This is a genomic window from Rhizobium sp. IY2, from assembly GCF_047532935.1.
GTDB lineage: Bacteria > Pseudomonadota > Alphaproteobacteria > Rhizobiales > Rhizobiaceae > Rhizobium > Rhizobium anhuiense.
Map to the genome: position 1 here is coordinate 1,097,576 of NZ_JBLKNU010000001.1, position 13,962 is coordinate 1,111,537.

The window sequence follows — 13,962 nt, forward strand, 5'->3', positions numbered from 1 at the left end:
CCGTCAGCAAAAAACCTGCCGGAGCTACTTCGTCGGTTGCGAATCCGTCATCGTCGCTCCCGGCTGGCTGCCGGGTGTCGTGGAAGCTGTGGTGGTCGATGACGCCGGCAGGGTGCTGTCCAGCAGGCTTGCCATCTTGTCGTCGCGCAGGCTCGCGGTCTTTTCGCCCATGACGACGCCGACCACGCGGCGGCCATCCTTCTGCGCCGACGTCACGACGTTATAGCCCGAAGCGTCGGTATAGCCGGTCTTGATGCCGTCGACGCCGTCATAGCGATACATGAGGTTGTTATGGCCGCGCAGCTTCATGCCGCGGAACTGGAAGCCGCGCATGGAGAAGAGCTTGAACTCCTCGGGGAAGTCCCGCATCAGCGAAATTCCGAGTGTGGCCATGTCACGCGCCGTGGTGACCTGCTCCGGATCGGGAAGACCCGACGGATTCTTGAAGACAGTATCCTTCATGCCGAGCTGGCGTGCCTTGCCGGTCATCGCCTCGGCGAAAGCCTGTTCGGAGCCGCCAAGCTGCTCGGCGATCGCCACCGCCGCATCATTGGCCGACAGCACGACGATTCCCTCGACCGCTTCGCGCAGCGTCACCTTGCGGCCGGCGCCGACGGCGAGCTTGAAAGGCTCCTTGCTCTCGGCATTTTCCGACATGGTGAGCTTCTGGTCCCAGTTGAGGCGCCCGTCATGCAGGGCCTCGAAGGCAAGATAGAGCGTCATCATCTTGGTCAGCGACGCCGGATAGTTCAGGTCGTCCTGATTGGAGCTTTCGAGGACTTGACCGGACTGCGCATCGACGACGAAGCTTGCCTGGCCCGCCTCAGCCAGAGTGAAAGCGCCCATCAGGAAAAGGGAAGAGAGCGCGGTGGCAAGGAGCCGGGATGTCGTCTTGGTCATCAATGTGCTGTCTCTGTCGTTTCGATGGTCGAGTGGGCCGTTGGCCTGAATGCAGCGGATTATAAAAGTTTGTGACGGAATGAAGGACGAGGAGCAATAAAAAAGGGTCATCCACAGCTGGTTCCTTTTGTCTCACCGTTTTCGGTTTTGACAAGGATGCGCCCGGCACGTAGAAAACTCGCCATGAGCATGAAGCCCGCGCTTTTCTCCCGTCATATCAGCACCTGCCTGCAGGTCGTGACGGTGCGCGCTTTTGGCGGACGAGGTCTTCGCGTCCTGCTGTGACGTCGGAGCGCTGCGGGCGTCCGGCGCGCTGCTGGACGTAAAGCCCCTCACCACGCCAATCAAGGTTGCCAGGGAGACAGGCACCGTGCTCAATCTTTATCATGTCAATTCGCTCGTCCATTGGGAGGAGCGTGAGATCCATCTGCGCGATCATATGATCGCCTTCTTCTCGCAAGAGGTCCGCAGTTTTCTCAGGTCGGTCAATCCGGCCTGGGATGTCAGGAGGGTCGAGGCGCCGGCGCTGATGCCGCAGGCGCTGGTGTCGAGCGCCTATTCGAACGCCGATATCTGGGTTCAGGAACAGCTCTCCGCCAGCGATGCCGCGCTGGTCCTGCGACCGGAAACCACGCCATCGACCTACATCTACATGCAGCACATTCTCGGCAATCATTCGAAGACGCGACTGCCGCTCTGCGTTTGGCAGGCCGGCAGATCCTATCGCCGCGAGCAGGAACAGCCGACGAAACACATGCGACTGAAGGAATTCTGGCAGCTCGAATTCCAATGCGCCTTCACGGCCGACAGTGGCAACGACTATCACGCCGCCTGCCTAGAACCGGTCCGCCGCATGATTGCATCGCTGATCCATCTGCCGACGCGGATGGTGCCCTCCGACCGGCTGCCGGCCTATTCCGAGGTGACGATGGATATCGAGGTCGACAATGGCGACAAGTGGATGGAAGTCTGCTCGATCTCGCGGCGCACAGATTTTCCGCAGCGCTACCGGTCTGAGCCCAAGAAGGGAGCGGCGGTCGACCATGACGTTCTCGTGCTCGAGATCGCCATCGGCCTCGACCGCTGTATCCATAACTGGGACATAGCGGCCGATCGGTGAGGGCATTGTAAAACGAAAGCCGCCTGACACATGTTCAAGCGGCTTTCCTGTATCCGATTCAGATCAGCAAGTTCAGGTGAGCCTGCCTGCAGCGTGGGCGAGCATGGTGTAGACCTTGCCGGTGTCCGAGGTGAGGTAAGACTGCGTCACCGTGCGGTTCGGGTCGGTGCGGGCGACGTCGGCGAGCAGCTTTTCGAAATCGCCGATGTAGCGGTCGACGGCGGTGCGGAATTCCGGTTCGCGGTCGTATTTGCGTTTGATCTCGTCGAAGGTCTGCTGGCCCTTCAGCGTGTAGAGGCGACGGGTGAAGACATCGCGCTCACCGCGCTGATAACGGCGCCAGAGATCGACCGAGGCGTCGTGATCGATGGCGCGGGCGATATCGACCGAGAGCGAGTTCAAGGATTCGACGACGTGGCGCGGATTGCGGCTGTCGTTGCTACGCGCGGCCGGCGCGGCAGTTTCCGCCGGGCGGGCAGGGGCGCGGGCAGACGCCTCGTCGGCGGCCTCCTCACGCGATGCGCCGCGCAGGAGATCGCTGATCCAGCCACCGCTTTCCGGACGGGCCGGTTCCTGGCGCCCCGATTCCTGGCGATCGGGAGCAGGTTGCGGGGCGGCGCGTTGGGGCGCAGCCGCCGGCGCAGACGGCGCGATCGTTCCACGCAGGCCCGTCGCTTCGATCGACGGGGGCGCTACCGGCTGCGGCGGCTGGGCTGCGACCGGCTGGGCAGGACGCGGAGCCGGCTGCGCCTGCGCGAGCGTGCGGGCGACGGGCTGGGAGATCTCGAGCTGCTGGCTAGAGCGGCCGACGAGCTGGGAGATATCCTGCAGAGCCTTGATCTGCTCAGCCACGGCCCGGCGCATGGCCGAGGCGCTTTCCTTGGCTTCCTCGGGAAGGTCGAAGGCGCCGCGCTTCAGTTCGGCGCGGGTGGCGTCGAGCTCGTTACGGATGTCGGCGGCGGAGCGGCGGATATCTTCGGTGGCGCCGGAGAAACGGCCGACGGCATCATCGATCGCCTCGCGCAGTGCTTCCCGCATGTTCTGGGCGGCGCCGTCTGAGGCGCGGCCGGCTTCGCCGAGCATGCGCTCGACTTCCGATAGCGAGGCGGTGAGACCGCCGCGAATGCGATTGGAGAGATCGCCGGAACGCCGTTCGACATTGGCGAAGGTGCCGTCGATCGTCGTATTGGCCTCGTCGCCGGCGCGGGTGATCGCCTCGCGCATCGTCTCTGCCGCTTCCTGGGCGCGCTTCTCGGTTTCGCTAAGAATGCGGCCGATATCGGCGAAGGAAGACTGCACGCCCTGGCGCAGATTGCCGGTGACCTGGTTGGAGCGTTGCTCTGCCCGCTCAAACACGGTCTCGATCATGCTGCCGAGGCCCTGCATCGTCTTTTCGATCTCGGCGGAGCGCTGGACGAGGCCGACCGAGAGGGTCTGCAGAGCGCTCTCGCGCTCCTCGAGCGTCGAGGCGAGATTGGACTGGGCAGCGCCGAGCAGCTGCGAGGCCTGGGTCAGGACCTTGGAGTGTTCGTCGAAGCGGCCGATGATGCCGCCGACCTGTGACAGCGTCTGGCCCGAAATGTCGGAGAGGCGGTCGACCTTGCCTTCAAGAAGCCTGGTCGAGGCGGAGACCATTTCAGCGGCCTTGGTGGCGGAGTCGGCAAAGCGCGCGGTGGTGTCACCGAGACGGCCGTCGACGTTGGCCAGTTGCTCGGCGGCGCGGTTCATCATCATCGCCATTGCCGCACTGCTTTCCGACATGCGCTGGACGAGGCCGTTGACGTTACCGACCAGGCTGTTCTCGATGGCGCTGACGGCGTTGGCGACATTCTCGGTGCGGGCGGCAACGGCGCTGGCGAGCGCTTCGTTTTCGGCGCGCAGACGCTCGGCGCTGAGGTTGGCCGCAGCGGTGATGCGGGCGGCAGCCTGCTCGCCGGCATCGGTGTAGCGGTCGATGATCGGGCGAGCCGTTTCGTCGAGGATGCGCGTCAATTCGACAGAGCGGCCCGCCAGCATCGAGTTGAGATCGCGGGTGCGCTCGTCGAGCGTCGAGCGGATCGAGTTGCCGCGCGCTTCGAGCGCCTTGTCAATGTCGGAGAAGGTCGTATCGATCTCGCGGGTACGTTCCTCGAGATTGGTGCGGATGGCATTGCTGCGGGCTTCCAGCGCCCGGTCGACATCCGCCATGGTGGCGGATATCTCGCTGCCGGCCCCCGACAGCGTCGAGCGGATGGCATTGCCGCGCGTCTCCAGAGACTGGCCGGCATCCGACAACACCTTGGAGATGGCATTGACCTGCGTGCCGACGATGGTCTCGGCCTCGGAGACCTTGTTGACGATGGCGTTGCCGGCTTCCGAGAAGGTCTGGGCCACGGCAGCGGCCTGGCTCGCCAGCCGGTTCTGAGCTTCGGCGACCCGGGTGACGATTTGCGACGAACGCTCATCCATGGTGCGGGTGAATTCGTCGCTTTTCGCATTGAGATCCTCGGCGAATTGCTGGCCGGTCTTGCCGAGCAGTTCGGTGGTTCTCGTCGCTTCGCCTTCCATTCCCTGAGCCGCGTCGGCAACCGCGCTGCGCAGTGTCGAGGCGAGACCGGCGGCCTTGCCTTCGATGGTGCGATTGACGGCTTCAAGGCCGACGGTCAGCGCGCGGTCCATGGTGGAGAGGCGTTCCTCGATGCGTTCATTGCCGCGGTCGAGGGTTTCGCCAAGGCTTGCGGTGCGGCCGTCGATAGCGCCCGTCAGGCTTGTGGTGCGGCTGTCCAGCGTCTCGGCCAGATTGGCGGTGCGGCTGTCGATCGCCTGGGTGAGGTTTGCGGCACTGCCTTCGAGCGTCGCGGAAATGCGCCGAGTGGCGTCGTCGCTGAGCGCACCGAGACGGGAGACGCCGTCGGCGAGCACGCCGGACAGCTGGCCGCTGGCGGCTTCGACCTTTTCGGCAACGCCGCCGACGCCGTCGCGGATGCGGGTCTCGATCGCCGCAAGACCGGCTTCCACGCGCGATCCGGTTTCTTCAAAACGGCCGGTCAGGCTTTCGACCGACCGATCGAGATGGGCGGAGAAATCCTGGGTGGAGCTCGAAATGGCGTTCGCCGCCTCCTGGAAGCGGCCGGCGATCTGGCCGGCGCCGGCATGCATGCGATCTTCCAATGTCTGGGCGCCGGCATCGATCGCCTGGCGAATCGCGGCTTCACGGTCCTCCAGCGACATTTCGAGCATGCTGACGCTCGTCGCCACCGAGGTGCCGATGCTGGTCGCCTGTTCGGTCAGCGTATCGCTGATCAGCGCATGGGCCTGGCTCAGCGACAGGTCGATGGCATTGGCGCGGTCTTCGAGCGTCGTGCGGATGCGTTCATGGGCGGAGGCGAGCCCGCCCTCGATGCGCGCTGCGGCCTCGTCGGCGAGGCCTCCGAGCCGTGTATGGGCATCGGTCAGGCGACTTTCGATGCGGCCGGTCAGGCCGCCGACGAGATCCTCGAAGCGGGCGCCGCCGGCATCGAGAGCGCCAGAGAGGGCGGCGCTATGTTCGGAAAGCGCATTTTCGAGCCGCTGCTGATTGTCGGTATAGGCGGTGCGGATCGCATCGGTCTTGTCGGCGAAGGCGCCGGCGACGCGAGCCTCGGCACCGGAGACCGCTTCCATGATGGCATTGCTGCGGGCTTCGAGCGCACTGTCGAAGCGGCTCTGGTTATCGTCGAGCGAAATGGCGAGCGCCATCGTCTTTTCGTCGAGCGTATCGGTGAGCCGGTCGTGGGTTGCGGTTACAGCGCCGATGATTGCGGCGGTGCGGTGCCCCAAGGCTTCCTCGAGGCGGGCCTGGCCTTCGGTCAGCGAGGCGGCAATGGCGGCGGCCTTTTGGTCGAGCACACCGTTCAGGCCTTGATGCGTGCCGGAGACCGCATTGGTGATCGCATCGGCGCCTGTTGTCAGCGTCTCCTCGAGACGGCTCTGGCTCTCGTTCAGCGAGATGGCAAGCGCCATCGCCCGATCGTCGAGTGTTTCCGACAGACGATCATGGGTGGCGGAGACCGCATTGAGGAAGGATTCCGAACGGCTCTCCAGCGTGTCCTGCAGGCGGCTCTGACCTTCGTTCAGGGAGGCAGCGAGCGCCGCAGACTTTTCGTCGAGCGTTTCCGAGAGACGGTCGTGCGTGCCGGACACAGCCTGGAGGAAGGCTTCGGAGCGCGCTTCCAGCGTGTCTTCGATCCGCGACTGGCTCTCATTGAGCGAGATGGCGAGCGTCATCGCCTTCTCATCCAGCGTTTCGGACAGGCGGTCATGGGTGCCGGAGACGGCGTTCAGCAAAGCTGCGGAGCGGGTTTCGAGCGTATTTTCGATACGGGCCTGGCTCTCGCTCAAGGATCTGGCGAGCGCCATCGCCTTTTCGTCGAGCGTCTCGGCAAGACGGTCGCGGGTGCCGGATACGGTGTTCAGCAGCGCTTCGGCGCGCGTTCCAAGCGCATCCTCGATGCGGGCATGGCGCTCATCGAGCGAGGTCGTCAGGGCGGCAGCCTTGCTGTCCAGCGTTTCAGAAAGCCGGTCATGGGTGCCGGAGACGGCGTTCAGCAGGGCCGCCGAACGGGTTTCGAGCGTATCCTCGATGCGGGCCTGGTTTTCATTGAGCGAAATGGCGAGCGCCATCGCCTTTTCGTCGAGCGTCTCGGAGAGGCGGTCATGCGTGCCTGATACCGCTTTCACCAACGCTTCGGAGCGGGTTTCGAGCGTATCTTCGATGCGGGCCTGGCTCTCATTCAGGGAGATGGCGAGTGCCATCGCCTTTTCGTCGAGCGTCTCGGCAAGACGGTCATGGGTGCCGGAGACGGCATTGAGGATGGCGTCGGAACGGGTTGCCAGCGCTTCCTCGAAGCGGCCGTGATGGGTGGTCAGCGCCTCCACAAGTGCGTCGCCGCGCTCTGCCATGACGCTGTCGATGCGGCCATGGGCCGTGCCGAGTGCCTCGGTGATCTCAGCCGCACGCGCCGCAAGCACGCCGCTCAGCTCCTCGGCGCGACCGCCGAAGGCAGCCGTCACCTGTTCGGTGCCGGCGGCAACGGCGCTCGTCAGCTCAGTGGTGGTGGTGCGCAGCGTGTCGCGCAGTTCGGCCGAGCGTGTCTGAAGATTGTTCTGCAGTTCGGAGGTGCCGGATGCAAGCGCCAGCGCGATTTCCGAAGTCGCGTTCTGCAGAGACGAGGTCAGTTCGCCGGTGCGGCTGCTGAGTGCGGTGGTGATTTCCTCCGCCCGGCTGCCGAGCGTGCTTTCCAGCATCTCATGGCCGGTGGCGAGCGCGGTGGCGAGCGCCAGCGACTGGTCTGTTATCGACGAACCAAGCCGGTCGATACCGGAACTCAGGATGCCGTCGATTGAATCCGAGCCGCCGGTCAGCGTCTCGTTGATACGGGCGAGGCTTTCCATCAGCTTGGTGTCGAGCGAGCCGGTGCGTTTGTCGAAGGCGCTGGTGAATTCTGCGACGCGCTCGTCGAAGGCGGTGGACAACTGGGCAACGGTCGTCTGCAGCCGTTCCTCGAAGAAACCGGAGCGTACGTCGAGATCCATGACGGCGTCGTCGGCGGTGGTCTGCAGGCTCTGGCGGAAGCTTGCGCCCTTTTCGTCGAGGGCGCTGTTCAGCTTCGACAGAACGTCATCGAGCGTGCCGCCAATGGTGCGTTCGCCCGATGTCAGGCTCTCGTTGATCTCGCGGGTGCGGGCGATCAGGATCTCGTTGAGCTGGTGCGTGCGTTCGTTCAGCGCCGCATTCAGCTTCTCGGTGCTGCTGTCCATGGTCGAGGCGCGCGTCTCGAACTGGCTGAGCAGCCTTTCGCCATGGTCATTGAGATTGACGGAGAGCGCTTCGAGGCGATTGTCGAATTCGGTGGCGAGCGCAAAACCCGATGCGTTCAGTGTCTGCAGCAGGGTATCGGTCTTGGCGGCAAGCAGGCTGCCCATCGACTGCAGGGCGCTGTCCGACTTTTCCAGGATCGTCGCGGCGCGCGTATCGATCAGCGAAGCGAAGGCTTCGCCCGATGTGGCAAGCCGCACCGCGATCTCTTCGGTCGCAAGCGACAGTTCTTCCTTCAACTGGTCGTGGACACTGCCGATCGAGGTGCGGATGCGGTCGGCATGGTTGACGATCGCCTCGCGCTCGGAGCCGAGTTCGTGGACGAGGCCACGGACGCGCAACTCGTTGTCGGCATAGGAGCGTTCAAGGGCATTGACTTCGGAATGGACGAGCGTTTCCAGTTCGGACGCACGCGCGATCGTGCGCTCGATGCCTTCATTCATGGCCGAGACTTCACGGCGCACGGCCTGGCCGACGGTCATGATGCGCTCGGAGGCAATGGTTTCCGGCTCGGCCAGGCGCAATGCCACCTCCGCCATGGAGCGGGCGGCGTTGCGCATGTCCTGGGCGCGCGCGATCATGATGGCGAAGGCATAGAACATCATTACGGGAATGATGATGCCGACGAGGCCGGCGATGACGCCGGGCAGGGCGACGAGATCGGCGATAGAACGGATCTGCCAGATCTGCGGAGCATAAAGCAGCGACATCAGGCCGAGGCCGGCCATGACCCAAAGCACGGAGAACAGCGTGGCGGTGCGCACCGCCGAGCGGCTGGAGGCGCCGTCGAAGGATTTCAGGATCGAGGCAGGCGTGTTGCGGCTGGCATCGTTGGCGGGCGCGAAGGCCGGCCCCCTGGAAGCCTGCTCGCCGGCGGCACCGCGGCGGCTGCGCCGCTGCGCCTCTTCCTGGGCCTGCTGGTTACGCGCATTTACTGGATCAGACACATTAGCCTCCGGGGCCTGGGGCGCGTCGCCGCGGCGAGACGGTACGTTATCCTTGCTGAAGTCGATCTGGAGGGCCTCGTCCAATGCCTTGAACGCCTTGTCCTCAATCGACTCGTTATATTTGTTGTTCGCCATTCGGGTATGCCTCGTTACTGTCAGCCGGCCCAACCGCGCATCCCGGGCTTCCGCCTCACCCGGGGACAACTTTGCCGTTCCAGCCTTCCATCCCAACGACGGACGGATAAGCATGTCATTTCAGAGTAGATAGCCGCTTTTTCAAACGGAAGGTATCAAAACACTACCATTATCCACTCGCTCGGCAAAGGCGCGTACCATAAACCCGCTCCACCAGTATCGTAGTGACACATCTGGGCTCTTCACACAATTAATGAAGGCTTGAGATTTGCGGTTCGTTAATCCGTTGTTAACATCTTTGAATCCTGGGCAGCGCTTAAAAACCAATAATTTAGGGATATTTAACGGACGTTAACCATATGGCGAGATTTCCGCCCTGAATGTGCCGGAATTTAACGGGATGGCCACCCTCCTGACGCAGAACTGTTGCAACTGCGGACGACAGAGACGGGAGAATTGGCAATGGCAGCCCAGATGGCGGCATTGAACATCGTATTCGAGGCGCCGGATAATGCAAAGGGACCCTGTCCCTCGAAGGTCCGGCCGATCGATCTCGTCCATCTCGCAAAGCAGACGATGGGCGACAAGGCGCTGGAAATCGAAGTCCTTCAAATGTTTGCGCGCCAGGCCCGCGCATGCCTCCAGGATATTGCGAGCGGCGAAACCATCCGTATCGGCGCAGCCGCGCACCGGCTGAAGGGCGCGGCAAGCTCGGTCGGCGCATTCCGGGTGTCGCAGACGGCCGAAGCTGTCGAGGAAACCGGCGGCGATGCCGGCGCGACCGCAGCGCTCGGGGCCGCCGTCATCGATGCGGAGAATTTCATCCTGAAGCTCTGCCGCGGCTGATCTCCAAGTCGTTAGTTGATGCATATCATTGTCCCAAAACCGCCGCACAGTTTTGGGCGACACGCATTGAATCCCCTCCGAACGAAGACCCGTTGTTCCATTGCGGAACCGCGGGTCTTTTTGCGACGTCCCGAATGACGCTTTGAAGACGGCGGGCGAAGGCACGATCTGCGAGGCTATGGCGGATTTCCCCAATGTTGACTGTCGCGTCGAATTGTCGGAAGAAAAATCCGCCCACCCACCTGAAGACCGGAAATATTCCCGATGCCAAAACTTACCATCGTCGCCTTCGACGGCACGCGCTTCGACCTCGACGTCGACCAAGGCTCCACCGTGATGGAGAACGCCGTGCGCAATTCGGTGCCCGGCATCGAGGCCGAATGCGGCGGCGCCTGCGCCTGCGCGACCTGTCATGTCTATGTCGATGAGGAGTGGACGGAGAAGGTCGGTCAGCCGGAAGCGATGGAAGAGGATATGCTCGACTTCGCCTTCGACGTGCGCCCGACTTCGCGGCTGTCCTGTCAGATCCGAATGAAGGCCATCTATGACGGGCTCGTGGTGCACGTGCCGGAACGCCAGGCCTGAAGCACATCCGCTTCAAACGTCGCCGAAACATCCGATATCAAAAAAGACGCCTCGCGCGCTGGAGCGAGCGAGGCGAGGCGGGCGCATTACCTTCGGATGAGGGAGGAACATCCGAGGCTTCGGAACGCGCCAGGAGAACCCAGCGATGAAAGTGCAGGTGCCGTACTTGGTGTCGTACCTGGACTTTCGAATGTGTTCATATTAACGCGTTCCGGTTGAGTCTGCCAGGATGAAAAATGACCATTCAATCGCTGGGGAGAGCGCAAGTTTCGCACAAGTTTCGTTGTGCAGCTAAGGTTTCCTGCTCGCAAGCTGATTGAAAAAGCCCTATTTTGCGCCGGTTCGACCGTTGATTCGATTATTCAGCAATCTCAGCATGCGCTTCTGGAAGTTGACCGCTTCGACCCTGTCGAATCGCGCCTGCTGCCGATCGTGCTCCTCTATACCGCGTGCTGATTCGTCGGAGACGAGTTCCTGCATGGCTTCGCAGCTGCGCTGCTGCGGCAGCGCGCGAATGGCGCGCTCCATGGCGCGGGCCTGATCGCGGGCGATCTCGGCATGGCGCTCCTCATGGCGTTTGATATCGCTCGACAGGGCGTCCCAGATCATCGACAGCTCCTTGCTGGCACCCTTGCGGCTGCTCCAGCGCGGCAGGATGATCTGGGTGTGGACCGTGACCTTGACGTTGCCGACGCGGCAGCGCCCGTTATCCTGGATATAGGTTGCCTCGCCGCCGAAGCGGATCTTCGTGGCGCCGGGATGGCGCGCCGAGGAGCCGCTCGCCGTCGGGCCGCGCCGGCTGAGTTCGCGGTCGAGTTCATCCGCGGTTTTGCCGCGAATGTCGAAATAGGAATAGCTTTTCGATGCGATCACTTCGGCTGCCACGGGGCTGCAGAGGGAAAGAGCAATGGAAAAGGCGATAGGGAAGACCATATAACGCACTGCAAGCGGCATTCTGAACGCAACCCGTGTTGAAATCGACCGGAGCTTGGGGCATAGCCACCACAAGCGCAATATCGGATGGCGCTTTTTTCGTCATCAATGGGATAAGTCTGGTGACAGGGCTGGAAGGCAGCATATGGCGTGTCGGCCATGGCCGGGAGATCGAACTTGGCCGTCGTTCGACGATCATGGCGATCATCAACGTGACGCCGGACTCCTTTTCCGACGGCGGACGTTTTGAAACCGTCGATGCCGCGGTCGAACAGGCGCTGCGGGCGGTGAGCGAGGGTGCCGGCATTGTCGACATCGGCGGCGAATCGACCCGGCCGAACGCAGCAGCCGTCAGTCCTTCCGAGGAGCAGGCGCGCGTATTGCCCGTCATCGAGGCATTGCGCGGGCGCACCCAGGCGCTGATCTCCATCGACACCTATCGCGCCGAGACGGCGCGGCTTGCCATCAGCGCCGGCGCCCATATCGTCAATGACGTCTTCGGGCTGCAGAAGGAGCCCGATATCGCCAATATTGCCGCAGTGACCGGAGCCGGGCTGTGCATCATGCATACCGGCCGCGACAGGGTAAAACTGACCGACGTGATTGCCGATCAGGTGCATTTCCTCGAACGCTCGCTTGCGATCGCCGCTGCATCCGGCGTCAACAGCGACCGGATCGTGCTCGATCCGGGCTTCGGCTTCGCCAAGGAGACGGCGGAGGAAAACCTGGAGCTGATGGCGCGGTTTTCCGAGCTTTCCCGCTTCGGTCTGCCGCTGCTCGCCGGCACGTCGCGCAAACGCTTCCTTGGTGCGGTGACGGGGCGTGAGGCGGCAGACAGGGATGTGGCGACGGCTGCATCGAGCGCGCTGCTCAGGCTTCAAGGGGCTGCGGTTTTCCGCGTGCACAATGTCGCAATCAACAGGGATGCGCTTGATATCGCCGATGCTATGCTGAATGCACGCCAGGAATTCGAGAGGAAGCGGCCGACATGACCACCTACACGATCACGCTGCAGAACTGCGCCTTCTTTGCGCGCCACGGCGTGCATGACGAGGAGGAATTCCTCGGCCAACGTTTCTTCGTCGATGCCGAGCTCGATGTCGTCGCCGGCGAGGCGCTGGAAAGCGATTCGATCAACGATACCGTCAATTACGGCATTGCCTTCACCGTGATCGAGCAGATCGTCACCGGCAAGCGGCGCTACCTCATCGAGGCGCTGGCGCTCGATATCGCCAAGGGGCTCTGCGAGACATTCCCTCAGATCCGGCGGGCGAAGATTACGGTGCGCAAGCCGAACGCGCCGGTGCCGGGCGTACTCGATTTCGTGCAGGTGAGCGTTGAGCATTTTGCCTGAGGCCGCATTGCAATCCGCCACACTCGGTCTCGGCGGCAATATCGGCGATCCGGTGAAGGCGATGGCGGGCGCGCTGCAAAGGCTGGACGGACGCGACGACTGCCGGGTGACGGCGGTCTCGCGGCTCTATCGCACGCCGCCCTGGGGCAAGACGGATCAATCCTTCTTCTTCAATGCCTGCGCCGCCGTCAAGACCAGGCTGGAGCCCGAGGCTTTGCTCGATGTCTGCCTGTCGATCGAACGGGAGATGAAACGCGAGCGCATCGAGCGCTGGGGGCCGCGCACGCTCGATATCGACGTGCTGACCTATGGCGACGTCATCCAGGACGCACCGCGGCTGGAACTGCCGCATCCGCGCATGACCGATCGCGGTTTCGTGCTGATGCCGCTCGCCGATATCGCGCCGGGCCTTCTCGTCAGCGGTAGGGCGGTCAGTGACTGGCTTGATGATGCCGAGGTGACCGGCATCGAGGTCGCCGACGAGAGCCGCGACTGGTGGCGGAGCGCCTGAATCAGAGACGCTGAAACGGAAAACGGCGGGAAACCCGCCGCTTCAGGAAAATCCGCTGTGCGGTTTCTCTACTGGATCGAGCCGACGGCCATCTCGTCGACCTGGCGGGTCAGCGTCAGGCCGATCACCGGGATCATCTGGCTTTCGACCTTGACCGAAACGGTGACGTTCATCGTCTTGTCGTCACGCACGCGGGCGATCATCGCACCGTTCAGCTTGGCGCGGTTGATGCCGACGACGACGGTATCCTCGGAGACGGCGCCGGAGACGACGTCAAGGCCCTTGCCGGCGGCGCCGTCCAGGAACTTGCCCTTGTAGGTCGAGCCCGACTGCGAGATGACGGCAGTCATCGGCTGTTTGAAGACGCCAACGCGGCAGGTGCCGTCGAGCTTGATGCCGGCGCTGCTGTCGCCTGTGGGTTCGCCGATCAGGTTGCAGGTGAATTTCGTGCCCTTGTACTTGCCGGCGACGATTTCGCCGGGGCCTTTCCAGGAGCCGGCGACCGAATCGAAGAAGGCCTTGTCACGGGTTGCAGCAGTGGCTGCCGGAGCGACATCTGCGACGGGAGACAATGCCGCGGCGGCCAGGCCGCATACGATGAGAAACTTGCGCGAATACATGGATTTTCCTTGGCAAACACCACTCACGAACTGGGTGCAAGTTTTGCCGAATAATGGTTAATCCTTCCTTTCGATTGTGCCGAAATGCGCGGAAAGACGGGAGTTTCAGGCGCCGGAGATTTTAAAATACTGTCGCTAGAGCTCTGAATTCACTGAAATTTCTTCAACGTTACGC

General features: G+C 63.0%; 10 protein-coding genes. 6 read left to right on the forward strand and 4 right to left on the reverse strand.

What is annotated here, in order from left to right; genetic code table 11:
• Positions 1-24: 24 nt before the first annotated feature.
• On the reverse strand, positions 25-900 hold the full coding sequence (locus ACMUVN_RS05360; RefSeq protein ID WP_047613956.1) for a D-alanyl-D-alanine carboxypeptidase family protein: 876 nt from the start codon (positions 898-900) through the stop codon (positions 25-27).
• Positions 901-1,270: 370 nt separating this feature from the next.
• On the opposite strand from ACMUVN_RS05360, the gene ACMUVN_RS05365 reads away from it, so the two are divergent.
• A complete protein-coding gene (locus tag ACMUVN_RS05365; RefSeq protein ID WP_097594353.1) occupies positions 1,271-2,020 on the forward strand; it encodes an aminoacyl--tRNA ligase-related protein in 750 nt (249 codons plus the stop codon).
• A 72-nt stretch (positions 2,021-2,092) separates the two neighbouring features.
• On the opposite strand, the gene ACMUVN_RS05370 is transcribed toward ACMUVN_RS05365, so the two are convergent.
• Positions 2,093-8,938, reverse strand: a complete 6,846-nt coding sequence (locus ACMUVN_RS05370) for a hypothetical protein (RefSeq protein ID WP_127430917.1) — start codon at positions 8,936-8,938, stop codon at positions 2,093-2,095.
• 462 nt (positions 8,939-9,400) lie between these two features.
• On the opposite strand from ACMUVN_RS05370, the gene ACMUVN_RS05375 reads away from it, so the two are divergent.
• A complete protein-coding gene (locus ACMUVN_RS05375; RefSeq protein ID WP_080759826.1) occupies positions 9,401-9,784 on the forward strand; it encodes an Hpt domain-containing protein in 384 nt (127 codons plus the stop codon).
• Between the two features lie 264 nt (positions 9,785-10,048).
• Positions 10,049-10,369 carry a 2Fe-2S iron-sulfur cluster-binding protein gene (locus ACMUVN_RS05380; protein ID WP_047610054.1) on the forward strand — a complete coding sequence of 107 codons (321 nt, stop codon included), beginning with the start codon at positions 10,049-10,051 and terminating at the stop codon, positions 10,367-10,369.
• Positions 10,370-10,696: 327 nt separating this feature from the next.
• Here ACMUVN_RS05380 and ACMUVN_RS05385 read toward each other — a convergent pair whose 3' ends face one another.
• Positions 10,697-11,323 (reverse strand): DUF922 domain-containing Zn-dependent protease, encoded by a 627-nt coding sequence (locus tag ACMUVN_RS05385; protein WP_047610052.1) that lies wholly within the window; start codon positions 11,321-11,323, stop codon positions 10,697-10,699.
• A 101-nt stretch (positions 11,324-11,424) separates the two neighbouring features.
• Here ACMUVN_RS05385 and folP point away from each other — a divergent pair, with 101 nt between their 5' ends.
• The 3 genes from folP to folK are packed head-to-tail and all read left to right on the forward strand — an operon-like array spanning position 11,425 to position 13,167.
• Entirely contained in the window at positions 11,425-12,294 is an 870-nt protein-coding gene (folP, locus tag ACMUVN_RS05390) for a dihydropteroate synthase (protein WP_063473357.1), read from the forward strand.
• On the forward strand, positions 12,291-12,656 hold the full coding sequence (folB, locus tag ACMUVN_RS05395; protein WP_027667693.1) for a dihydroneopterin aldolase: 366 nt from the start codon (positions 12,291-12,293) through the stop codon (positions 12,654-12,656). Before folP ends, folB begins: the two co-directional genes overlap by 4 nt.
• The gene (gene folK, locus ACMUVN_RS05400) at positions 12,649-13,167 is read left to right on the forward strand and encodes a 2-amino-4-hydroxy-6-hydroxymethyldihydropteridine diphosphokinase (protein ID WP_132573278.1); all 519 of its coding nucleotides are present in this window, start codon (positions 12,649-12,651) and stop codon (positions 13,165-13,167) included. Before folB ends, folK begins: the two co-directional genes overlap by 8 nt.
• Before the next feature lie 68 nt (positions 13,168-13,235).
• On the opposite strand, the gene ACMUVN_RS05405 is transcribed toward folK, so the two are convergent.
• Entirely contained in the window at positions 13,236-13,787 is a 552-nt protein-coding gene (locus ACMUVN_RS05405) for a hypothetical protein (RefSeq protein WP_027667695.1), read from the reverse strand.
• Positions 13,788-13,962 lie beyond the last annotated feature (175 nt).